Here is a 24,314-nt window from a genome sequence, read left to right on the forward strand (position 1 = left end):
ATCCAACTTTAAAAGGGATGAGTTTCGACTCTTCCCTTTTTGTTCTTTTATCGCTTAATTTTTTTGATCATGTCTCCTACTTCTGCTCAGTCTGCTTTTGCTGCATTTATTAGTCGTGACTTTAGGTTATTGACGCTGAACCAATGCTGTCTTACTTTTGCAGTGCTGATCCAAGAAGTCCTCGTGGCATTTCATTTATATCAAATCACCAAAAATCCCCTGATGCTTGGTTTAGTCGGGTTAATGGATTTTCTGCCCTTTCTAGCTCTGTCATTGTGGGGCGGCTATATTGCTGATCGCTTTAATCGCCAACGTATCCTACAAATCAGTTTTAGTCTTTCGATTCCACTATCACTCGCACTTTGGCTCAGCTTTGATTCATTCCATACACAGCACATCAGCTCAAATGTTCTATTGATTACAACTTTTTCAATCTTATTTTTATTTGGTTGTATTCGTGGAATTTATAGCCCTTGTTTTAATTCTTTACGACCTTTTATCGTTCCAGAACATCTTTATACCAATGCAGCAACATGGACTAGCATGTGCTGGCAAGCAAGCGGCATTCTTGCACCCGTACTCGGTGGATTACTACTGGCACATCTCAACTTGAACATTACCTTTGCTGTGATTTGCAGTTTATTTACTGCTGGAAGTATTGCACTATGGTGTATGCAGCCGAGAGACTTTCCTCAACTCAAAACTGAATCAATCTCCAACAGTCTGAAAGAAGCACTAGAATTTATTTTTAAAACAAAAATTATCTTTTGGGTGATGTTCCTCGATTTAAGTTCCGTATTTTTTGCGGGAATCATCACCCTATTGCCTATTTTTGCTCAAGATATTTTACATATCGGTGCAGATGGTTTTGGTGTGTTACGTGCAGCTCCTGCCGTTGGTAGTCTGGTGATGATGGCACTTTTAGTACGTTTTCCTCCTCAGTATCAGCCTTGGCGTACCATGCTAATTGCAATTACGGGCTTCTCTTTATGTACGCTGTTATTTGCTGTTACCAGACACCTCTATTTTTCTGCTGTAGTTCTCATTATTATGGGAGCTTGTGACAGCATCAACATTGTCATTCGTCAAACGATACTGCAACTTATCCCACCCAAAGACATGCTTGGTCGTGTAGCTGCCATTAACGGTATCTTCGTCACCTCTAGCAACGAGCTGGGTGCTGTTCAGTCGAGCGTGATGGCACGTCTTTTTAGCGTGATTCCTGCGATGTTAATTGGTGGTTCACTTTCTTTGGTCTGTGTTTTTCTCGTGAAAAGCAAAACCAAAGCTTTATTTAATTTTCGTTTTTAAATTTCACCTTATTGGCTATTTTAAAATTTAATTCAATATGAAACACACTTTGCCCGCTTCTTTAGGCTCGTCTAAATTTATTATTTTTTCTGTCTTTGTATGGCTCATCTTATTGTGGGCACAAGCAACCTATATCGTCATTATCGGTGGCAATGGCTATTTGTTTTGGACTGCGTTTGGTCTATTGGCGCTGACAGTGTTGAGCTTACGCCCTAATATTTTAAAAAATCGAACTGCTTTCGTTTTAACCGCAGCACTACTGATTTATTTGATCTTTAACTCACTGTTTTGTACTTATTTGATCTTGGCTTTTTATTGTATTTTTTATTTGTATTCAGGAAATTATAAACATAAGCGTTTGATTAAGTTAATTAGCCTGTTTTTAATTATGATCATCTTTGCGCTTTATCAAACTCAATCGTTACATGAATTAAAAAACCATTATTCACATTATGAGACAGGTGAAACGTGGCAGCAATACGGCGCTTTGTAATCATAAGCGATAAAAAACCTCACATTGACGTGAGGTTTTTTTATTTGTTAATCCTGAGAATCAGGATATAACGGACGATTTCCCGGACTAATGCGGTTGATATGTAAGAAAGTCATATGACGTTCATACTTATCTAAAATGTCATTAATCACTTGTTCTTTGGTATAACCAACTAAATCGTTATCTTGAGAGCCTTCGTATAAGAAGGTTTCCAAACGATAATAGTGTTGCTTACCACGTTTACCACGCTCACTAAATGTAGGCGCAATATAACGTACAGGCCAAATCTGATAGACAAAGTTATGCTCTTCTTCGATATTGATTGTTAAATCAAGATGATAGAGCATATCGCTATCTTCAAGCTCGCCTTGTGTAACTTCGACATTCATTCCACGCTTAATCAATTCATCCGCAACAGTCTTCACAGCTGGCGCACAGACGTTATCCAACATCCGTTTCGTTTCACTGCTTCCGGGATGATGCATCACTCGTGACAAACGTTGCTTCCAATTTAGGATATCGACGTTCCCCACGACAGGTGCGGCGTTCAGGCTTCGACTGGCTTTACGATAATCCTCAAGCCGTAATGACTTGTACAATCCAGCCATTACTAACAACATCACAAAGCTAAACGGTAAGCCCATAATCACGGTGGCACTTTGTAAAGCAGTAATACCATTTGCCATCAACATCGCAAGGGTTAATAAACCAATCGCAACTGCCCAGAATACGCGTAACCAACGTGGCGCATCGTTATCAACATTGGAGAATTTAGTGGTGAAATTACCCAATACCAGTGCGCCAGAATCGGCTGATGTTACATAAAACAGTAAGCCTGTAATTGTCGCGACACCAGCAACAAATGGGAACCATGGATACTGTGCAAGTAAATCATAGAAACCATGTGCAGGATCAGTCAATACGGTTTGTGCCAATGCGGTATTGCCGTCAAAAATAACGTTATACAACGCACTATTACCGAAAATAGATAACCATGTAATCGTGAATAATAATGGGATAATCAATGTCCCACACACAAACTCACGAATGGTACGACCTTTAGAAATCCGTGCAAGGAATAGACCGACAAATGGAGACCATGCAACCCACCAAGCCCAGAAGAATAGTGTCCAACTACTCATCCACTCTTTCGGTTGCTGGAAAGCAAAACTTTCTAAAGCCAAACTTGGGAATCGACTGATATAGTCACCAAAGTTCTGAACTAAGGCATTGAGTAAAAATTCAGTATTACCGAGTAATAAAATAAACAACATCAAACCAATAGCGGCATAAATGTTGATTTCCGATAAGACTTTAATCCCCTTGTTGACCCCTGCCGTTACCGAGATAATCGTCACGATGACCGCAACCAAGATCAGACCCGACTGCACCCATAAACTTTCAGGCGTATTGAATAGAACGTGCAAACCATAGTTAATTTGTACGACGGCGATACCACAAGTTGTGGCAATACCAAAAATCGTACCAATCACTGCGGCCGTATCTACGGTATGACCAATCGGACCATCAATCTTTTTACCAAAGATTGGGTAAAGAGCTGAGCGAATCGTCAAAGGCAGATTGTAACGATAGCTAAAATAACCTAAAGCCATTCCAACTAAGGCATACATCCCCCAACCCGTTAAGCCATAGTGAAATAATGTCCAAACCATCCCTTGACGAGCAGCTTCATAGGTTTGCCCCTCACCCACAGGTGGATTCATATAATGCGATAGTGGTTCAGCCACCGAGAAAAACATTAAATCCGTACCAATCCCTGCGGCGAATAGCATCGCCGACCAACTCAGTAAACTAAATTCAGGTTTGGAATGTTTTGGGCCTAATTTGATATCGCCATAACGAGAGCAAGCGATAAAGACGACAAAGATTAAGTAAAGCGTAGCGGCTAATAAATAGTACCAACTAAACTTATCACTGACCCAAGCGAGCACCACATTCAACATGTGATTGGCGAAGTCATTGAATAAAATCGTAGTGAGTGAAAATATTAAAATAATGAGCGCTGAAACATAAAAGACCACACGATTTAACTGATCTTTTGTTTGAATAGATGAATCATCAACTGCTCTTGGATTATCTGTTACCATACAATCCTCAAGTAAAATTAAATTATAAAAATGTTGTTTTTCTCAATAACTCAACCACGATTTATTGACGAAAACAACGAGAAGGCACAGCAGCGAACAGTCATTTGGTGAATAACCTATCGCGAGTGAAGCTGTATTTTTGTAATCAACAGTATTGTAAAAAATGATTTCCCTTTGATGATCAGACCATTGATCCGAACACAAAATTCAATCAATTAAACCTACAATTCTGACACCTTAACAGGTATCTCCGATGATACCTTTAAGAGTTGTGTAAAACGACCCTGTTGCAAATATGATACTTTTTATTGATTGAACGTTCAATCAATAAAAAGTATCATTATATTGTGTTATAATTTTTGTGCATCCAGTGTTTTATATAACGCCTTAATTTTTATAGGCATTTATGGCATATACACATGACTAAACGCAGAGTTAAACCAGAGCATGAGCGGCGTGAAGAAATCGTAAACGCTGCATTTGAAGTGATTTATGAGGTCGGTTTATCGCAAACCACCATCGCTCAAATTGCCAAAAAAGCCCAAGTTTCGACAGGTATCGTAAGTCACTATTTTGGTGACAAACAGGGCTTGATCAACAACTGTATGAGAGAAATGCTGAAGCGCTTGCATCTAATTTCTCTGCAATACAAGGCTGCCACAATAGATTCACAGCCAGAAAACCAGATTAAGGCAATTATTGACTCAAACTTTGACATTAGTCAGGTCAACAAAATCGCAATGCGCGTTTGGTTAGATTTTTGGTCTGCCAGTATGCATATTCCAGAACTTGCTCGTTTACAACGGATTAATGATCGACGTTTGTATTCCAATTTGAAGCACCAATTCTTGCAATTGATGCCAGAAGACAGAGCAAATATTGCGGCAAGCGGTCTTGCTGCACTGATTGATGGATTATGGTTACGTGGTGGTCTGATTGAAGATGACGGGTTTGATCGTCAGGCTGCGCGAAGCATTGCATATGATTATTTAGATACGCAACTTGAACTTGCAAAACCAAAATTACAGGAGAGACAAAATGAATGATGTGCAGATTCATCCATTGTATATCCACGGTCAATACGTCAATGCCACCAGTGGTGTGAGCTTTGACAGCATCAACCCTGCCAATGGCAAAGTCATTGCCACAATTCAACAAGCCTCTCAACAAGATATTGAAAAAGCAGTTCAAAGCGCTCAAGACGGTCAAAAAGTCTGGGCAGCAATGACTGCTATGGAACGCTCACGCATTTTACGCCGCGCAGTTGATATTTTACGTGAACGTAATGATGAGCTTGCTGAACTTGAAACTTTAGATACAGGTAAGGCTTATAGCGAAACCTCTACTGTTGATATCGTGACGGGTGCAGATGTTCTTGAATATTACGCAGGTTTGGCGACAGCGATTCAAGGTGAGCAAGTTCCTCTGCGTGAAACGAGTTTTTTCTATACTCGTCGTGAACCTTTAGGTGTCGTGGCAGGTATCGGCGCTTGGAACTATCCGATCCAAATCGCTTTATGGAAATCAGCTCCTGCGCTTGCAGCAGGCAATGCCATGATTTTCAAACCCAGTGAAATCACACCTTTAACTGTATACAAACTTGCAGAAATTTATACCGAAGCTGGCGTACCAAATGGTGTGTTTAATGTCGTGCAAGGTGTTGGTCGTGACATCGGACAATGGCTTACAGAACATCCAGTGATTGAAAAAATCTCCTTTACTGGTGGCGTTGAAACAGGCAAAAAAGTGATGGCAAGTGCTGCCGCTTCAAGCCTGAAAGAAGTGACCATGGAACTTGGTGGTAAATCGCCTTTGATCATCTGTGAAGATGCGGATATCAACAAAGCCGCTGATATTGCGGTGATGGCAAACTTCTTTAGTTCAGGTCAAGTCTGTACCAATGGTACGCGTGTCTTTGTTCCATCAAGCTTAAAAGCTGCATTTGAAGCAGCGATTTTGGAACGTGTGCAACGTATTCGTATCGGCGACCCAATGAACGCAGATACCAATTTCGGCCCATTGACCAGTTTCCCGCATATGGAAAAGGTTCTTTCCTACATCAATGCAGGCAAACAACAAGGTGCAAAACTACTGATCGGCGGCGATAGAGCATCAGGTGAATTGGCCGAGGGTGCATATGTGTTACCAACGGTATTTACAGATTGTACTGACGATATGCGCATTGTACAGGACGAAATCTTTGGCCCTGTCATGAGTATCCTAAGTTATCAAACTGAAGATGAAGTGATTCGTCGTGCCAATAACACGACTTTTGGTTTAGCTGCTGGTGTGGTGACACCAGACATCAACAAAGCACATCGTATTATTCATCAAATCGAAGCTGGTATTTGTTGGATCAATACATGGGGCGAATCCCCTGCTGAGATGCCAGTAGGTGGTTATAAACAATCAGGTGTAGGCCGTGAAAATGGTATTTCTACACTGTCTCATTACACACGCATCAAATCCGTTCAAGTTGAGCTTGGTGATTACCAAAGCATTTTCTAAAAGCATTGCGCTTTATCTTATCTTGATCAACTGAATCTCAAACATTCAGTTGATCTTGCAACAAATAAAGGCAGATTATGAATAAGCAAGAATACGATTATATTATTATTGGTGCAGGTTCTGCGGGTAACGTCCTCGCTGCACGTTTAACTGAAGATTCAGATGTTTCGGTTTTATTATTAGAAGCTGGCGGCCCAGATTATCGCCTTGATTTCCGCACGCAAATGCCTGCTGCATTGGCTTTTCCATTACAAGGTCGTCGCTACAATTGGGCATATTTGACTGACCCTGAACCACATATGAATAATCGCCGTATGGAATGTGGTCGAGGTAAAGGTTTAGGTGGTTCATCACTGATCAATGGCATGTGCTATATCCGTGGGAATGCAATGGATTTAGACCAATGGTCAACTCATAAAGGGCTTGAAGATTGGACTTATGCAGACTGTTTACCTTATTACAGAAAAGCAGAAACACGCGACATTGGCGCGAACGATTATCACGGCGGTAAAGGTCCTGTTTCAGTCGCAACACCCAAACAAGGCAATAATGTACTATTTAATGCAATGGTCGAAGCAGGCGTACAAGCAGGCTATCCACGCACAGATGATTTAAACGGTTATCAGCAAGAAGGTTTCGGTCCAATGGATCGTACGGTCACACCTCAAGGCCGCCGTTCAAGTACTGCTCGTGGTTATTTGGATATGGCAAAAAGTCGTCCAAATCTCACCATCGTCACACATGCTATGACCAATAAAATCTTGTTTAGCAATAAGCAAGCTGTTGGTGTTGAATATATTATTGGTTCAGATCAAGCCAATATGAAACAAGCGCATGCAAAGCGTGAAGTCTTACTCTGTGCAGGTGCAATCGCATCACCACAAATTTTACAACGCTCAGGTGTTGGACAAAGTACCTTCCTCAAATCAATGGATATTGAGGTGGTACAAGACTTACCGGGTGTAGGTGAAAATCTGCAAGATCATTTGGAAATGTATCTTCAGTACAAATGTAAAAAGCCCGTTTCTCTTTACCCTGCTTTGAAATGGTATAACCAACCTGCAATTGGCGCGGAGTGGTTATTCCTCGGCAAAGGGATTGGCGCAAGCAATCAATTTGAAGCTGGTGGATTTATTCGTTCATCTGATGAGTTTGAATGGCCAAATATTCAATATCACTTCTTACCTGTTGCGATTAACTACAACGGTAGTAATGCTGTGAATGAACATGGCTTCCAAGCCCATGTTGGTTCAATGCGCTCACCTTCCCGTGGTCGGATCAAACTCAAATCGAAAGATCCGTTTGAGCATCCAAGTATCTTGTTCAATTACATGTCAACAGAACAAGACTGGCGCGAATTCCGCGATGGCATTCGTATCACGCGTGAAATCATGCATCAACCTGCGCTCGATCCTTATCGTGGCGAGGAAATTAGCCCAAGCATGCAATTAAAAACCGATGCTGAACTGGATTCATTTGTACGGGAACATGCTGAAACTGCATACCACCCATCTTGTAGCTGCAAAATGGGTGAAGACGATATGGCTGTCGTCGATGGGCAAGGTCGTGTACATGGCGTGCAAGGCCTACGTGTGATCGATGCGTCAATCATGCCGATCATTATCACAGGTAACTTAAATGCCACCACGATTATGATGGCAGAAAAAATTGCGGATCAAATTCGTGGGCAAAAATTACCACGTTCACAAGCAGGTTATTACAAGGCTGGAACAGCATCTGTTCGACAACCACCAGTACGTCCGTTTTATTAAAACAAATTATTTTGATCAGCACTTCGCATGATGCGGAGTGCTGAAAACTTAAGGGGAAGGAAATGAAAAAACTTTTACTCACTCTACCTTTAGGGTTATGTTTCAACACAGCAAATGCAACAGACCTCGCAGCTGAAACGGCATCTCCTTTCAGCGCCAATATTACTGTTGCCAGCCAATATGTTTCGCGCGGCTTCCAACAAACTTGGGGCAAACCAGCGATCCAAGGTGGCCTAGACTATAACCATGATAGCGGTTTTTATGCGGGAACATGGGCATCCACTGTAAGTGACCATTTTATCCGCGATGCGTCTGTCGAATGGGATGTTTATACAGGTTATAGCCGTAGCTTTGGTGATTTAACTGTAGGCACCAAAGTTGCTTACTATTATTATCCGGGTGCTGAAACGACCGCTGAGACAGGTCATACAAGCTTTAACTATGGTGAAATTATCCCAGAAGTTACTTATGGACCACTAACCATTCGATATGCAGTGACTTATACCCAAGACTATTTCGGTAATAACTCAGATACCCTAGGTGTAGGTAACAATAAGCATTCCCGTGGTTCAGGTTATTTAGATGTGAATTGGCATCAACCGATTACGCAAGGCTGGTCTGTCGATGCCCACTACGGCAATCAAAGAATTAAAAACTTCTCTGATGCAAACTTTCAGGATGCGAGTTTCTCAGTGAATAAAGAGTTGCCTTACAATCTTGCAGCAAGTCTGATCTACAGCAAAGCATGGGATAAAGATGATTACTACAAGCAATACAGCAATGGTAATCCAAACGCAAAAGTATCTGATCCTATTGATTCAACTGTGACCTTCTCTCTCACCAAGAGCTTTTAATCTTGGTAATAAAAAAGCTGCGTTATCGCAGCTTTTTTATTACCAAGATTAAAATTAAATCAACTGAATATCTGAGCCTAATTTTTTAGGATCAATCAAAATTTTTGCGTGTTGTTCAGGATCACGTAAAGCATCAAAGGCATTCCCCACACCTTCCAAACCAACCACACCCGTAATCAGCGGTGAGACATCAATTTTACCTTCAGCAATCATATGTAGCGTGTCACGAAACTCAAGCGGTGTATAGCCCAGTACATATTGGATTTCCAACTCTTTGTTGATTGCCAATGCAGGTTCGATTTTATCGCTTTGCATACAGACACCAACGCCGACAATACGCGAGAACAATGGCGCACCTTCTAAAATTTGCTGCATGATTCCAGCCACGCCAACACATTCAAAAATCACAGGACGTTTCGGTAATAAACCGAGCTTATCGCCTACGCGCATCGCATTGACCCAAGGTAATGAGTAGGTCTGAACTTTATCAAAAATTCCCATCCCCATATTGATTGCTTCAGAGACGTTACCCAATAAGCCAAGCTCTTTCCAACTGCTAAATGGAGATTGTTGTTTAGGGTCAATCAAGATATCTGCGCCACACTGTTCAGCCAAACGACGTCGATTCGGTGAAAAATCGCTAGCAACGACAGTTTTAACGCCCGCTGCTTTGAGCATAATAATCACACCCAAACCAACAGGGCCGCAGCCAATGACAATTGCAGGCTCATTTTTCTTGATTCGACTACGACGTACCGCATGTAAAGCAACAGCCATTGGCTCAGTCAACGCTGCACTATCGGCATCTAAACCATTTGGAACTTCAAACATCAAACTCGATTGAACCAAGACTTGTTCTGCATATCCTCCTGATGCAATCGCTGAAAGTCCTGTAGGCATATAACCCTGTGAATCAACATTTAAGAGTGGCATTGCACAAACTAAAGTATCTTCTTTTAATTTACGGCGTGTTTTTGGACCATAATCCAAGACTTTACCGCAGAACTCATGCCCGAAAACCAATTTATCCGAGGATTTCGCAACTCCATCGAAACCCACACGTGCTGCCAAATCATGCATATGATCACAGTGATGCTGCATGTGTAAATCTGAACCACAGATACCACAACGTACCACTTCAAGTAACACCTGCCCTTTCGTCGGAATGAGTTCAAGTGAATCTTCAAGTTGTAGCTGTGCATTATGACAAACTAGAGATTTCATAGGATGCTTTCCTTTTTTGTTTTATTCCCATTGTTTAACTGTAGCACTTTGATCTATTACAAAGGCTAGCAAACAACATACGACCCAATCCTGACAAGGATGATTGTCAAAAACTATGACCTAAATATCTATATATCGCAGCAATTAAGTCAGCACTACAAGATTATAACTTCACTTTTCCGCGTATGCTGGAAACGCCTCGCAGCAACACTGAAAATGAAAAAAGCTAAGATATTTCTACCTTAGCTCCAGTAAATTATAGTTTACTTCCAAGTTTGACGAATCAAATCCACCGCTTTTTCAGCAATCATCACCGTTGGCGCATTGGTATTACCATTTACGACGGTTGGCATAATCGACGCATCAACCACACGCAAACCTTGGACACCATACACTTTCAGTTCAGGATCAACCACGGCCATATCATCCACGCCCATTTTACAACTGCCGACTGGGTGATACACCGTGTCAACACGTTGGCGTAAAATCTCACGAATTTCATCATCAGACTGCACATTGGCTGTAAACATATCTTCTTTAATTTTTTCACTTAAAGCAGGTGCATTCATTAACTTTTGCGTGACTTTATAACCATCAACCATATCCTGAAGATCTTGTTCATCCTCTAAGAATTTAAAATCAATGAGCAATGGATCATCGGCATTTTTACCACTGAGTTTAACTGAACCACGTGCACGCGGATTCAACAAACACACATGGCATGAAATACCATGACCTGTATGCATGGTTCGAGCATGGTTATCCACCACTGCAATCACGAAATGCAACTGTAGGTTCGGCTTATCTAGCTCAGGACGACTTTTTAAGAAACCACCACATTCTGCATAATTAGTGGTGATCAAACCACGGCGCTCTTTACGATAACGCCCTATTTGCTTCACTAAATCGACACTACCACCAACCGAAACCCCAAATGTTCCATCCATTTGCTTAGTTTTATACGCGAAAATAAAATCTGGATGGTCATGCAAGTTTTCACCAACACCCGCTAAATCTTTAACAACAGGAATCCCATGTTTTTCTAATTCTTGGCGTGGTCCAATACCTGAAAGCATTAATATTTGCGGTGACTGAAAAGCACCAGCAGATAATAAGACCTCTTTATTTACCTGAATCGTTAAATGTTGACCTTTGTGTTTATATTCAACACCGACAGCCCGATCATTTTCAATGACGATCTTCGAAACACTTGCTTGAGTCACGACATGTAAATTTGGGCGCTTACCTAGATGCGGAACTAAGTAGCCTCGCGCCGTACTCCAGCGCTCACCATTCTTTTGAGTAACTTGATAAACACCTAAGCCTTCTTGCTCAGCACCATTAAAGTCATCATTCAATGGATAACCCACCTGCTTAGCGGCCTCAATAAAGGTTTTTTGGTATGGATTATCTGAACGTAGCTCACTGACATTTAACGGGCCATGTTGTCCATGATATTCATTTTTAATTCTTTCATTATGCTCAGATTTTTTAAAATAAGGGAGCACCTCATCATAAGACCACCCTGTATTTCCTAAAGCAGCCCAGTGATCATAATCATCACGATGGCCGCGAACATAAACCATCGCATTGATGGCTGAACTCCCTCCTAAACATTTTCCTCGTGGTTGATATCCTTTACGTCCATTTAGTCCTTTTTGCGGAATTGTTTCTAAAGCCCAATTATTTATTTTTGTTGGAATACTAATTACGGCAGCGGCAGGTGTATTTACCAGCCAACTATTTCCATCACCACCAGCTTCCAAAAGGCAAACTGAAACATTTGGGTTTTCAGACAATCGCCCAGCCAGTACACAACCAGCTGAGCCGCCACCAATCACTACAAAATCAAATGCTGTTTGTGTCATTTCTTTCCCTGTTATTTTCTTTATAAAAGTTAAAGCATTATGCCTAAGATATCTTATAAACAAACGATCGCCTGTCTAACAGATGTAAATAATTAAAATTAGCTTTTGCAACTCAAAATCTCAATAGCTAAATGCAGCATCCCCTTTGCCATAATTCATCAATCTACAAAAATATCCAAAACTTTTATATGCTTTCATTTATTAAATCTAAATACGATTCTTCAAAACATAGAAAATCGTTTTGGTCATCTCAGCAAAATGTAAAATATTCTAATTGCATTAAGATCCATTCAATTATTTTTAGTGAAAAATCCACTTTTGTTAAATATTGTTAATTTGATACATATCAGTTACATTTAAATCATGTATAGATTCAGCAATAAAGATGTCTCAATCAACTCTAAATCAGTACTACGATGAATTAATTGATTTAATTTATAAAATTCTAGATACACCTGAGAACTGGGTTCATTTTGGACAACGTTTAACTCAGATTTTGGATGCGACCTATATTCAAGTTCAAGCACTAGATGTCTGTAATCAAGCGATTTCCTTTAGTGCAGGTGGCGGTCGATTAAATGATGTTGACCGTGTAGCATCTGATCTTGCTTATTTACATTATCCAGTTGATTCAGATCCTCGCTGGGAATATTTCTTACAACTTAGCTTAGAAGATCAGCATAAATGGTATCAATGTCATCACCATATTGATCATGCCTTTGTTGAACAGTCCAAGCTATATCAGCAAGTGTTACTGCCTTTTGATTTACGCTATGTTGCCGTGAAAGCATTGGTATTAGATGAGCAGCTTTGTATTGCCTTCATTATTCATACATCAGAAAAACAACAGCCCCTACAAAATGAAAAAATTGACTTCTTAAATCGCTTGCTTCCGCATTTGGAACGCGTCCTCAAAACTCAACGCCAACTATATAAATTTTCTACCGATAGTATTGTGGGTTATTCATTGATAAATAAGCTGCATCAGCCGATCGTATTGCTTAACTTATCTGGAGGTGTGGTTCATTACAATACTGCGGTTTCAACACTATTAGAAAAAACCAATCTCATTCAACTGCAGAATAATCAAATCTACTTAGATCAACCTTATCAACAGCAATTAAAAGATAATCTCCGCGAAATCGAAGCACTTTTTAGGCAACAAACATTTGATAATGAATTACTTCAAGACGGCGGTATAAAAATACAGTCAGAAAGTGGTGAAACACTGTATATCTTTGCCAGCCTACTTGCGACTGAGCAAGAGTTAAAAGCTTTTGGCATTCGTCCTCTAGTGATGCTCACTTTATTTCATCCTGAACATTCAATCTCTGTAGATATTCAACTATTAAGCTCTGTGTTCAAATTTACACCTGCCGAGTGTAAAGTCGCACTAAGTCTCTTAGACGGTTTTTCAACTAAAGAAATTGCACAGAAAAATAAAGTGCGTGCAGATACTGTCAAAAAGCAAATACAGTCAATTTATAGAAAAACATCAACACACAAACAATCTGAACTGGTGAAGATTCTTCTTAACTTCCCGAAAGCGATCTAGTTTTGTTGCTGATAAATACGTTCTATTACGGAGAAAATTTAACAAAAATGTGCTTAAGCATTCATATTTCTATATTCATTATAAATCATGATTAAACCGCCAATCACAATAAACATAAGTCCCAATAGCTTTAAACCATCTACTTTTTTTACTTGCATCCCAAGAAAGCCTGTACTGTCGACAAGTGTGGCAAACAGCATCTGACCTAAAAATACCCAGAGTAAGGTATTAGTTGCACCAATTTTAGGAGCAGCAAGGAACATACATAAAATATAGAGTGAACCTAAAAGACCAGGCAACCACATCCACCAAGAGGCTTGCTGATATAAAGACGGCTTAACACTTCCATCAATCATCAATGCAATGATCAATGAAGCCACCGCTCCACCCACATAAAGCACAAGTGTTGATTGTATTTGTGAAGCACCGCTGGCATTACGAAAGGCACTCACCATTGCCAATTGTAGAGGAACGATTAAACCACCTAAAATACTAATCAATACATAGCTGATATTATGCATTCGCGACCTCTCTTTTTATTGTTTAAATCAACTGTTTGAATCTTTATTAAAGTTTTGTACTCCTATACTTATCACTTAAAACCGCTGAAATGCAAACGATCTATTTTTCTTATATTTTTGATAGACATATATTTAGTGGCTAAAAATTAAAATTTAGTCGTGATTTTTTATTAAATCATTCAGATATTTAACTTAGTAATCCTTAATATAAAATTAGATAAAATAAAGAGTATGGATAGAACTTTTTAAATGAATATAGCTATGAGAATATTAAAATTTAGATATAAAAAAACCGCTAACTTAGCGGTAATTTATCTCATCTTTAAGATGATGGTCGGAGCAGTAGGATTCGAACCTACGACCCCCTGGTCCCAAACCAGGTGCACTACCAGGCTGTGCTATGCTCCGTTTGTGGGGTGAATGACGGGATTCGAACCCGCGACAACCGGAATCACAATCCGGGGCTCTACCAACTGAGCTACATCCACCATCAACATTTAGTTCTATGTACCAAGCGACCAAATGGCGCGCCTGACAGGATTCGAACCTGTGACCATCCGCTTAGAAGGCGGATGCTCTATCCAACTGAGCTACAGGCGCATAACGATGATATTAATATCAAGCGATACTTCGCCGATCTTAAAACAATGTTTTGCAACATTATTTTAAATGGTCGGAGCAGTAGGATTCGAACCTACGACCCCCTGGTCCCAAACCAGGTGCACTACCAGGCTGTGCTATGCTCCGATTTTTCTCAGCTTTTATTGTATCGCACATCGTGCGGTACGGTGTGCATTCTAGGCGCGACGCCCTAGAACGTCAACACCTATTTTTCAAAAATGTAATAAATCCTTATCAAATGTATATTTAACAAACACCTTGGCGTTTTTTAACGCTTTAATGAAGCACTAAAGTTCAACATTCGATCTAATGGTAATTTAGCTCGCTCAGCTAAAGCAGGATCAACGTGTATTTCTTGATCACTATGTTGTAGTACATGCAAAATACCATCGAGTTCGTTCATTGCCATCCACGGACAATGTGCACATGAACGACAGGTTGCCCCCTCACCTGCAGTTGGAGCTTCAAATAATTCTTTATCCGGCGCTGCTTGCTGCATTTTGTAGAAAATACCACGATCAGTTGCCACAATCATTTGTTTATGCGGCAAGGTCTGTGCTGCTTTAATCAGCTGCGATGTGCTTCCCACCGCATCAGCAATATCAACCACAGATTCAGGTGACTCTGGATGTACCAAAACAGCTGCATCTGGATAAAGTGCCTTCATTTGTGCAATACCACGGGCACGGAATTCTTCATGCACGATACAAGCACCATCCCACAGCAACATGTCAGCGCCTGTTTTCTTTTGAATATAGCGACCTAAGTGTTGATCTGGTGCCCAAATAATTTTCTCACCTAAGCTATCCAAATGCTCAATGATTTCTACAGCACAGCTAGATGTAACCACCCAATCTGCGCGTGCTTTCACCGCAGCTGAGGTATTTGCATAAACCACAACAGTATGGTCGGGATGCTGATCACAAAATGCTGTGAACTCATCGACTGGACAACCTAAATCCAAAGAACAGGTTGCCTCTAATGTCGGCATTAATACTGTTTTCTCAGGAGATAAAATTTTTGCAGTTTCGCCCATAAACTTTACTCCAGCAACCACAAGGGTTGAAGCAGCATGATCACGACCAAAACGTGCCATCTCTAATGAGTCAGAAACACAACCACCCGTAAGCTCTGCAAGCTCTTGCACATCAGGATCACAGTAATAGTGCGCCACAAGTACAGCATCTCGTTTTTTGAGCTCTGCTGCGATCTGCGCAAACTTCTCTTGTTTCACTTCTGGGCTAAGGCTATTGTCCTTAGGCTCGCCCAAACGATCTAAATGCGCTTGCACAATATTTTTGGCTTCGTTCGCAATTAAATTCGCATCATTCATAAAACGTCTTCTCTATCCTGCGTGCTTGCATCACTGCAAACTTATAACGTGGGTATGGTGATCATTCGAGGTCAATCACATCGTCCACAAATAGGCAATATAAAAAAGCCCCACTGTGGAGGCTTTTATTATAACGCAAATTTACGAGCGATAATCGGCATTAATTTTGACGTAGTCGTAAGAAAAGTCACAGGTATAGACCGTATCCGTTGCTGAACCGCGACCTAGATCGATACGAATGCTAATTTCTTTTTTCGCCATGACAGCGGCACCAGCTTCTTCGGTATAGTCTGGATTTGCACCACCATCTAAGCAAATTTGCACATCGCCTAACCAAACCTGTACTTTACTGCTATCTAAATTCGGTACACCAGCCTTTCCAATCGCCATGACAATACGGCCCCAGTTTGGATCTGACGCAAATAATGCCGTTTTGATGAGTGGAGACTCTGCAACACTATAAGCCACATCACAACATTCTTGCGTATTTGCACCACCATCAACCTGTACGGTAATGAATTTTGTTGCCCCCTCACCATCACGTACAATCAACTGTGCAAGACGATCCATAATACGCGACAACACTTCAAGCACTTTTTGATAACGTGCGTCATCTTGATGTTGAATTTCAGCCCCGCCAGCAAGACCTGTCGCAATAAAGATACACGAGTCATTTGTCGATGTATCACCATCAATGGTGATGCGATTAAATGAATGCTCAACGGTTGTTTTTAATAGCTGCTCAACCATTTCTTTCGCAATTGGTGCATCTGTTGCCACAAAACTCAACATGGTCGCCATATTCGGGCGAATCATGCCAGCCCCTTTACTAATACCAGTCATGGTATAAGTCACACCATCCAGTTCAAACTGTTCAGATGCACCTTTTGGTGTGGTATCTGTGGTCATGATGCCTGATGCAGCGTCCGCCCAACGATCAGCATTTAAATCATTTAACGCAGGTTGAATGCCTTGTACTAAACGATCAATTGGTAATTGCTCACCAATCACACCTGTTGAAAAAGGTAAAATCTGATTGGCTTGAACACCAGTTAACTCAGCTAACTTCGCACAAGTCGCTTCTGCATTTTGATAGCCTATAGCACCAGTCGCCGCATTGGCATTGCCTGTATTAATGATCAAGTAACGTGGCGTGTTCTCAGTTAAATGTTTCTTACTAAGTAAAACAGGCGCAGCAGCAAATGCGCTTTGGGTAAATACCCCTGCTACATTTGAACCTTCAGCAAATTCAAAAATAACTAAATCTCGTCGATTTGGATAACGCACATACGCCTCAGTTGAGCCAATTTTTACACCCTGCACCACATGCATAAGTGGCATTGTTACGTCACCAACAGCCATTTTTAAACTTCCTTTCAACTTGTTATGAAAAAGAAAATGAATATATACCATACCCTACATATGAGACTCGGACAGGTTATCTACAACCTGCGTAGTATCTGTAATATCTCGTTTCTGCGATAGATAAAAACAAATGCCACAAGTGAACAGGTTTTGTAGATGAGAATGCCTTTGGTTACTTTGGGCGAAACCAAAGTAACTCGAACCGAAGGTTATTCCTATAATTGAATTACGCTAGACAAGATACCGCCTTTTCAGTAATTTATTTACAGTTCAAGTCATAAAATATGTTATTCATATCTGATTTGGTAGCTTATTCCAAAAAGAAGTGAAAATCGAGTATTAACAATACAGATTACAGAGTTTGGCTTTGCTCCAAACTCAATAAAATCTGCTTCTTATCCAAACCACCTGCAAAACCCACCAACGCCCCAGTCGAACCAATCACCCGATGACACGGCGCAATAATCGAAATCGGATTCTTCCCATTGGCAGCACCCACCGCACGCACTGCTTTTTGATTCCCCAACTGAACGGCAATCTCTTTATAACTACGCGTTTCCCCAAAAGGAATCGTCAATAGTGCCTGCCAAACCTGTTGCTGAAATGCTGTGCCTTGAAAATCCAATGGCAAATCAAATTGCTGACGCTGTCCTAAAAAATATTCTTCAAGTTGTTGTTTTACCTTTAACAATATTGGATGCTGAACATTCTCAACCAACTCAGCAAGCCGAACACGCTTATGATCTTCATTGTCCCACATCACAGCAACCAAGGCTTGATCATGTGCAACCAGTTTTAATGCACCCACAGGAGAATCCATGTACATATATACCAGTTGCATCACACTCTCCTTAGAACATTAATTTGATGACAATTTCATCAGCATTAAACCCGATACGATCAAAACTGCTGCGATCATTCGCATTGCCGTCATCGGCTCATTCAATACCACAATTCCCACAATAAACGATCCAATTGCACCAATCCCTGTCCAAATGGTATACGCTGTTCCAAGAGGTAAAGTCCGCATGGAAATCGACAAAAGGACCACACTTAATATCATGAAAATGATCGTGATAATACTTGGTGTTAAACGAGTGAAACCTTCGGATAGCTTCATCGAATATGCCCAAATGACTTCAAACACACCTGCTAAAATTAAAATCGCCCAAGCCATTTTTTACTCACACTTTAAATGGTTGGGTCGTCCCAACATCAAACCAATCAAAGGGGTCGTCCCCTTCGGCTTCAAAGTGTAATTCAAATCTTTTTAAATATGTGAATTGTTATGTATCCAAACAATCTAACCCACTGAAAATAAAATATATTGATCAATTGTATTATTGCCAAACAATGCTATCTACACGCATTAATTCACATGCACCATTTCCCGTATCTTCTCTTGATAAAGAACTTTTCCAACGCCAACCATCTTTTGCCTGAATTTCAATTAAAGAACCTTTGAGATACACGAGATCATCTTTCTTTAATTTCTTCATTTGTTTAGCAATAGAAGCATCGGCGGGTACTAAATGCATATTGGCGCTATGCGTTGCAATTTCCCGTAATGGAATCGGAGGTTCATGATCCACACGCCAATAATACCAACGATTGCTCTGTGAAATATCAATTTCCTTATAGACTTGGGGATTCGCCATATCATCCCATCCAACAGCGATATCCATCGGCGAATACTCAGCTTCGCGCCCAAAGTTATAATCTTCTCTCGAAAGCACTCTAAATGAACCTTCATAATTTTGTAAATTAACAACTTGAACATCTTGATGGGTCGTAAGTTGACTGATATCTGGCGTTGGTTTTATCAGTTTTGTCCAAACTAACCAAGCCAGAGCCAAACCTAACACACCATACATCCATCTCGGCATTCCATTAATCCTTTTTCTTTTGCAAGGCTTCTATCCTGAGCCTAAACCACGTAAAAATAGCGTAAAAAAACTTCTGAAAAACATGAAGCAAATGATACTGAGAACCCTCATGTTGTGGCATAGAATCAAATGAATCCGACTTTTGGATAAACACTTCCACAGGTTCATAATGAGGCATCGTTTGCTGTAACTCAGCACCTAAACTCAAATATTCCAATGCTGTAGTCACACTTTCTATCTCTTGCTGATGATATAACACCAAATGACGGGCATCTAAATCGATACTATGTTCAATCAACAGCTCAGAAAATGGTAACAATGCCTTCCTGACTCTTTGTACTTCCACCATACTGCTCATATGTGGAATGTAATAAAAACTGACATTCATACTGCCATCAGTTGGTATCAGCTCTAACTGGGAAGAAGTTACGGCTTGAGACTTTTCTCTTGGCTTAGCCGTTTGGATTGATTTTTCTGTTATTTGATTGTCTTGTTGTTCTAAAGCCATTTATGCACCATGAATGACTCAAAAAAGATACTGCTAGTATAAACTAACAGTATCTCAGAAACGTGACATTTTAGACAAAGTATCAGAACTTTAGCGTAAAGCCTGCGCCGTATAGCCAACCTTTTTCACTGTCAGAACCTTCCTGCCAAAGCGTTTTATCAGCACCTTTATGGTATGCATAAGCAATATCAATAAATGGCATGATCTTTTTATTGATTTCATAGCGTGTTTGCACGCCAGCCTGAAGCTTTGATAGACCTGTTTTCTGTGCGTATTTTGATTTATCACTCAGCACAAGATCAGCTTGCAAATATGGCTGAGCAATCAACTTTTGCGTAAATAAAAAATCACGACTGGTATCCAAACTTAATTGCCAACGTTGATCTTGGCCAGCATACAAATAAGCTTCTGTCTCAAAGAAATAAGGCGCTAGACCATGTAAGCCAAATACTGCGCTCCACTGATTTTTATCTAAACTTTGCTCAGGCATATATTGATAACGAACACCTGCTTGTACATCCCAGAAGTCTGCAATATTACGGCTGTATAATGCCATCGTTTCTGTATCTGCTTTTTCAGATTCAGCTTTTTCTACATGTGCCTTAATGAAAATCTTATTTTCATCTGAGCCAATCCATGTTTTAAGCTCTGTACTCGCTCTACCTCGTCCATGCTCATCTAAAGTCCAAGCATTTTCTAAAGTCGTGGCTTGATAAATCTGACCACCATGCTCACGGCGGTGATCATGTGCATAATGTACGGCATCCGTTGGAGCTGCCTTTACTGTTTGATGTTGTGAATGATCTATTAGTGATGCTTCATTCATTGATGTCATCTGATGAGCTGAATGATCCATTTCCGTCATTTGATGTGATTCATAAGCAAAGGTGATTGCGCTTGATGTAGACACAACACTGCCAATCAATAACAACTTTAGCATTTTATTCACCTCGGGAGATTGCTTAGTGATGTGCATGGCGTGCTCCTTCTGATGGTGCTGTTGCATTGGGTTGATTCACTGTTTTTGAATCATCCACATTTGCCACAATCAATTTATTCATCATGCCTGCGGACATGTGATACAACAAATGACAATGGATTGCCCATTCACCTAACTCATCAGCAGTTAACAATGCAGTCACCGTTTGTCCCGGTGGAACGACAACAGTGTGTTTATTTGGCATATCAATCGCAGCTTGACCATTTTCTAACTGCATAAACATGCCATGCAGGTGCATTGGATGCGCCATCATACTGTCATTAATAAATTTCAGTCGAATACGCTCTCCAAATTTCACTTGTAATGGCTCGGCATCGCTAAACTTTTTACCATTCATGGTCCACATATAGCGTTCCATATTCCCACCAAGACGAATGACCAATTCTCTTTCTGCTGGACGTGTATCAGGCTGCGGTGTTAATGATTTTAGATCAGCATATTGCAATGCTTTATGACCTATTGGCGTGGATGCATTCGCCCAACCTTGAACAGATTCAGCCTTCACATTTTCATGCTGAGAACTCATCTGTTGCTGATGCATATCATTCATTTTGCCCATCCCCATAGAATCATGGGAAGAGTGATCCATGTCTGACATTTTCATTGCAGTATGGTCTGAATGATCAGTACTGATTGGTTTATGAGCAGCATGATCCATATCTTTCATATCCATCTGTGCATGTGTACCATGATCCATGCCCATATCTTGCATCGTCAATAATGCACGTGGTCGCGCTTTTGGCATCTCAATCTTAGCTGGTGGAGCGACAGCATCATTCTGTAGTGACGCAATTGCAAAACCACTACGATCAATCGACTCTGCTTCAATTTGATAATGTGCTTGCTTTGGCTCTACTATCACATCATATGTTTCAGCCGCACCTATACGAAACTCATCTACTGCAACAGGCTGTACAGGTTGACCATCTGCACTGACCACCGTCATTTGCAAATTTGGGATCCGTACATCAAAAAATGACATTGCAGATGCATTAATAAAACGTAAGCGGACTTTTTCACCTGTATTAAATGCACCTGTCCAGTTTTGCTGCGGAGTTTTTCCATTGACTAGAAAGGTATAACCTGTGACATCCGATAAATCGGTTTTGAGCATCCGCATCTGATTCCACATCGAACGATCCTGCCACGTTGCTTTCAAACCTTTTTGTTTGACTTGTTGCCAAACATCACCCACCGTTTCACGTTGATTTTGATAGTATTCAGCAGATTTTTTCAAATTCGCCATGATTTGATCACTATCAGTTTCATGAAAGTCAGACAGCATCACCACATAGTCACGATCTGCTTTTTCATATTGAGCGACAGGCTGCTTACCTTTCGGATAAATGACTAAAGCGCCATATAAACCATCTTGTTCTTGACCTTTACTATGTGCGTGATACCAGTAGGTTCCGTTTTGACGGACTTTAAAGCGATATTCAAAGCTACCATTTGGTTTTATCCCTTTGAAACCATTAAAACCAGGCACACCATCCATCAATCCGGGTAACAGCAAGCCATGCCAGTGTAATGAGGTATCTTGATCTTTTAATTGATTATGCACATGAATAACCGCCTCATCCCCCTCTTCAAACTCAAGTAATGGAGCAATGAATTTGCCATTCACCGTCATGCGTTTGACAGATCTCCCTGTGATATTGACCATGCCCTGATCAATATTCAAATGATATTCTTTAATCGCTGCCCAACTCGCAGGCGCAAACAATAAGCTGAAGCTAGCAATTACACCAGCATAAATTTTTGCAGACATTTTATTTTCCCAATCTGTATGAATTGACTTTTAGGAGAGAACAATCTCCCCCAGCCCCTCTTATCTAAGAGAGGTAACTCAAATGCAGATTAGGCTTTTGGAGGGCGTAAAATTTCTTGCCAATATCCAGCAAGATGACGAGCTTGGTAATCCGTATTTGTACGATGATTTAACTCAAAAATAGAAGTCAAAGATAAAGTCGGCACCTGTTGATCTAGTGCTAAATTAACATTTTGACAATGCGATGGCTGATTACAATCTTGACAATGCTGATCATCTGACATGTTGTCACCATGACATTTCACCATCATTTGAGCATCGACATGAGACATCGGCATGTGATGATGTTGATCTGTCTTTGCTTGATCATGACAAGGCATCTGCTGTGACATGACCTCCATTTGCTCATCAGCTTGAATGGTATGAACTGCTGCAACAGCCGCACTACTTCCCCCGATGAAAAATATCATCAGGAATACAAACCATATATGTTTGTACTTTGGTTGAAGTTGCACGAGGTGTTCCTTATTCACAATAAACAGATCAATTTAATGCTCATAGCATAATTTCTTTTCAAGTTACGCACAATCCACATTATGTTGTTCGCAGGTTCTATTGCTCTATTTTAGTTCAAAGCTGCTGTTTAAATATTCAAAATTAACTTTTATAAAAAATGAGTAAAATAAGAGCAAAATAAATAATTTAGCGCACAAAAAAAGGACATTTTGCTGTCCTTTTTTCATCAATGTGCTGCCAATATAAACAATTGAAATCATTTTGTTTAATTTAACAACACCTTATCCACCTGGTTATCAACACGGTTATCCACCCAGTTATAAACAAAGTTATCCACAACCTTGTGTGAAAAATAGGATAAAGATACTAAATTTGTTTTGCACCAACTTTGGCTAGCTCTGCACGCATTTGGTCAATTACAGTTTTATAATCAGGTTGACCAAAAATCGCAGATCCTGCAACAAACATATCTGCACCAGCTTCAGCAATTTCCCTAATATTCGCTGGTCCGACACCACCATCAACCTCTAAACGAATATCACGACCACTTGCATCAATAATTTGACGTGCTTGACGCAGCTTTTCCAAGGTCATTGGAATAAATTTTTGCCCGCCAAACCCAGGGTTTACACTCATCAATAAAATTTGATCAACTTTATCAAGTACATAATCAAGATAATGTAATGGTGTTGCAGGGTTAAATACTAGACCTGCTTTCGCACCTCCAGACTTGATCAACTGAAGCGAGCGGTCAATATGATCTGTTGCTTCTGGGTGAAAAGTAATAATGTCAGCCCCAGCTTCCAAGAAATCACCAATCATACGATCAACTGGTGAAACCATTAAATGCACATCAATCGGTGCTTTGATACCATAATTTTTAAGCGCCTTACAGATGCCTGCACCAAAGGTTAAATTCGGTACGTAATGATTATCCATCACATCAAAATGTACAACGTCTGCACCTGCATCTAAAACCTTTTCTACATCTTCACCTAAACGAGCAAAATCAGCAGATAAAATAGAAGGAGCAATTAAATAAGGCTTGGACATGGAAGACCTGGCAAACTTTGAAAAAATGATAAATGAATTATAGCAAA

General features: G+C 40.4%; 21 protein-coding genes and 4 tRNA genes. 7 read left to right on the forward strand and 18 right to left on the reverse strand.

Annotation, left to right across the window (positions count from 1 at the left end; genetic code table 11):
* Positions 1-69: 69 nt before the first annotated feature.
* On the forward strand, positions 70-1,311 hold the full coding sequence (locus ACF8D3_RS09625) for an MFS transporter (RefSeq protein ID WP_392471249.1): 1,242 nt from the start codon (positions 70-72) through the stop codon (positions 1,309-1,311).
* Between the two features lie 37 nt (positions 1,312-1,348).
* Positions 1,349-1,804 (forward strand): hypothetical protein, encoded by a 456-nt coding sequence (locus ACF8D3_RS09630; RefSeq protein WP_392471251.1) that lies wholly within the window; start codon positions 1,349-1,351, stop codon positions 1,802-1,804.
* A 47-nt stretch (positions 1,805-1,851) separates the two neighbouring features.
* Here the strand turns inward: ACF8D3_RS09630 and ACF8D3_RS09635 are convergent, their stop codons facing one another.
* Positions 1,852-3,912: a choline transporter gene (locus ACF8D3_RS09635; RefSeq protein ID WP_004881361.1), complete on the reverse strand. Its 2,061-nt coding sequence runs from the start codon at positions 3,910-3,912 to the stop codon at positions 1,852-1,854.
* A gap of 419 nt (positions 3,913-4,331) precedes the next feature.
* On the opposite strand from ACF8D3_RS09635, the gene betI reads away from it, so the two are divergent.
* The 4 genes from betI (at position 4,332) to ACF8D3_RS09655 (ending at position 9,046) form a co-directional block, all read left to right on the forward strand.
* The gene (gene betI / locus ACF8D3_RS09640) at positions 4,332-4,958 is read left to right on the forward strand and encodes a transcriptional regulator BetI (protein WP_007480908.1); all 627 of its coding nucleotides are present in this window, start codon (positions 4,332-4,334) and stop codon (positions 4,956-4,958) included.
* Entirely contained in the window at positions 4,951-6,420 is a 1,470-nt protein-coding gene (gene betB / locus ACF8D3_RS09645; protein WP_392471253.1) for a betaine-aldehyde dehydrogenase, read from the forward strand. The genes betI and betB overlap by 8 nt, the downstream gene beginning before the upstream one ends.
* 77 nt (positions 6,421-6,497) lie before the next feature.
* A complete protein-coding gene (gene betA / locus ACF8D3_RS09650; RefSeq protein ID WP_392471254.1) occupies positions 6,498-8,192 on the forward strand; it encodes a choline dehydrogenase in 1,695 nt (564 codons plus the stop codon).
* A 62-nt stretch (positions 8,193-8,254) separates the two neighbouring features.
* Entirely contained in the window at positions 8,255-9,046 is a 792-nt protein-coding gene (locus ACF8D3_RS09655) for a TorF family putative porin (protein WP_286943518.1), read from the forward strand.
* Between the two features lie 54 nt (positions 9,047-9,100).
* On the opposite strand, the gene ACF8D3_RS09660 is transcribed toward ACF8D3_RS09655, so the two are convergent.
* Entirely contained in the window at positions 9,101-10,270 is a 1,170-nt protein-coding gene (locus ACF8D3_RS09660) for a zinc-binding dehydrogenase (RefSeq protein WP_286943520.1), read from the reverse strand.
* Between the two features lie 263 nt (positions 10,271-10,533).
* Positions 10,534-12,138 carry a GMC family oxidoreductase gene (locus tag ACF8D3_RS09665; RefSeq protein WP_286990059.1) on the reverse strand — a complete coding sequence of 535 codons (1,605 nt, stop codon included), beginning with the start codon at positions 12,136-12,138 and terminating at the stop codon, positions 10,534-10,536.
* 385 nt (positions 12,139-12,523) lie between these two features.
* Here ACF8D3_RS09665 and ACF8D3_RS09670 point away from each other — a divergent pair, with 385 nt between their 5' ends.
* Positions 12,524-13,693 carry a helix-turn-helix transcriptional regulator gene (locus tag ACF8D3_RS09670; protein WP_286943346.1) on the forward strand — a complete coding sequence of 390 codons (1,170 nt, stop codon included), beginning with the start codon at positions 12,524-12,526 and terminating at the stop codon, positions 13,691-13,693.
* A gap of 53 nt (positions 13,694-13,746) precedes the next feature.
* On the opposite strand, the gene ACF8D3_RS09675 is transcribed toward ACF8D3_RS09670, so the two are convergent.
* The 15 genes from ACF8D3_RS09675 to rpe form a co-directional block, all read right to left on the reverse strand.
* A complete protein-coding gene (locus ACF8D3_RS09675; protein WP_019385138.1) occupies positions 13,747-14,214 on the reverse strand; it encodes a DMT family transporter in 468 nt (155 codons plus the stop codon).
* Positions 14,215-14,545: 331 nt separating this feature from the next.
* Positions 14,546-14,622, reverse strand: a tRNA-Pro gene (locus tag ACF8D3_RS09680).
* Positions 14,623-14,626: 4 nt separating this feature from the next.
* A tRNA-His gene (locus ACF8D3_RS09685) sits at positions 14,627-14,702 on the reverse strand.
* Positions 14,703-14,737: 35 nt separating this feature from the next.
* A tRNA-Arg gene (locus tag ACF8D3_RS09690) sits at positions 14,738-14,814 on the reverse strand.
* A 70-nt stretch (positions 14,815-14,884) separates the two neighbouring features.
* Positions 14,885-14,961, reverse strand: a tRNA-Pro gene (locus ACF8D3_RS09695).
* A gap of 142 nt (positions 14,962-15,103) precedes the next feature.
* Positions 15,104-16,168 carry a quinolinate synthase NadA gene (gene nadA / locus ACF8D3_RS09700; RefSeq protein ID WP_004881386.1) on the reverse strand — a complete coding sequence of 355 codons (1,065 nt, stop codon included), beginning with the start codon at positions 16,166-16,168 and terminating at the stop codon, positions 15,104-15,106.
* A gap of 141 nt (positions 16,169-16,309) precedes the next feature.
* Positions 16,310-17,530 (reverse strand): bifunctional glutamate N-acetyltransferase/amino-acid acetyltransferase ArgJ, encoded by a 1,221-nt coding sequence (gene argJ / locus ACF8D3_RS09705; protein WP_392471255.1) that lies wholly within the window; start codon positions 17,528-17,530, stop codon positions 16,310-16,312.
* A 355-nt stretch (positions 17,531-17,885) separates the two neighbouring features.
* Positions 17,886-18,374, reverse strand: a complete 489-nt coding sequence (locus ACF8D3_RS09710; protein WP_023013094.1) for a methylated-DNA--[protein]-cysteine S-methyltransferase — start codon at positions 18,372-18,374, stop codon at positions 17,886-17,888.
* An 18-nt stretch (positions 18,375-18,392) separates the two neighbouring features.
* Complete coding sequence (locus tag ACF8D3_RS09715; protein WP_004881392.1) at positions 18,393-18,710, reverse strand: multidrug efflux SMR transporter; 318 nt, start codon at positions 18,708-18,710, stop codon at positions 18,393-18,395.
* A gap of 163 nt (positions 18,711-18,873) precedes the next feature.
* Positions 18,874-19,419: a hypothetical protein gene (locus ACF8D3_RS09720; RefSeq protein WP_286943355.1), complete on the reverse strand. Its 546-nt coding sequence runs from the start codon at positions 19,417-19,419 to the stop codon at positions 18,874-18,876.
* Between the two features lie 4 nt (positions 19,420-19,423).
* Entirely contained in the window at positions 19,424-19,927 is a 504-nt protein-coding gene (locus ACF8D3_RS09725; RefSeq protein ID WP_286943357.1) for a cobalt transporter, read from the reverse strand.
* 82 nt (positions 19,928-20,009) lie between these two features.
* Complete coding sequence (locus tag ACF8D3_RS09730) at positions 20,010-20,903, reverse strand: copper resistance protein B (RefSeq protein WP_286943359.1); 894 nt, start codon at positions 20,901-20,903, stop codon at positions 20,010-20,012.
* Positions 20,890-22,698 carry a copper resistance system multicopper oxidase gene (locus ACF8D3_RS09735; RefSeq protein WP_392471257.1) on the reverse strand — a complete coding sequence of 603 codons (1,809 nt, stop codon included), beginning with the start codon at positions 22,696-22,698 and terminating at the stop codon, positions 20,890-20,892. Before ACF8D3_RS09735 ends, ACF8D3_RS09730 begins: the two co-directional genes overlap by 14 nt.
* A gap of 89 nt (positions 22,699-22,787) precedes the next feature.
* The gene (locus tag ACF8D3_RS09740) at positions 22,788-23,213 is read right to left on the reverse strand and encodes a hypothetical protein (protein ID WP_130134918.1); all 426 of its coding nucleotides are present in this window, start codon (positions 23,211-23,213) and stop codon (positions 22,788-22,790) included.
* 367 nt (positions 23,214-23,580) lie between these two features.
* Entirely contained in the window at positions 23,581-24,267 is a 687-nt protein-coding gene (gene rpe / locus ACF8D3_RS09745; RefSeq protein ID WP_004881404.1) for a ribulose-phosphate 3-epimerase, read from the reverse strand.
* Between the last annotated feature and the right edge of the window lie 47 nt (positions 24,268-24,314).

Source organism: Acinetobacter sp. YQ_14, from assembly GCF_043102985.1.
GTDB lineage: Bacteria > Pseudomonadota > Gammaproteobacteria > Pseudomonadales > Moraxellaceae > Acinetobacter > Acinetobacter venetianus.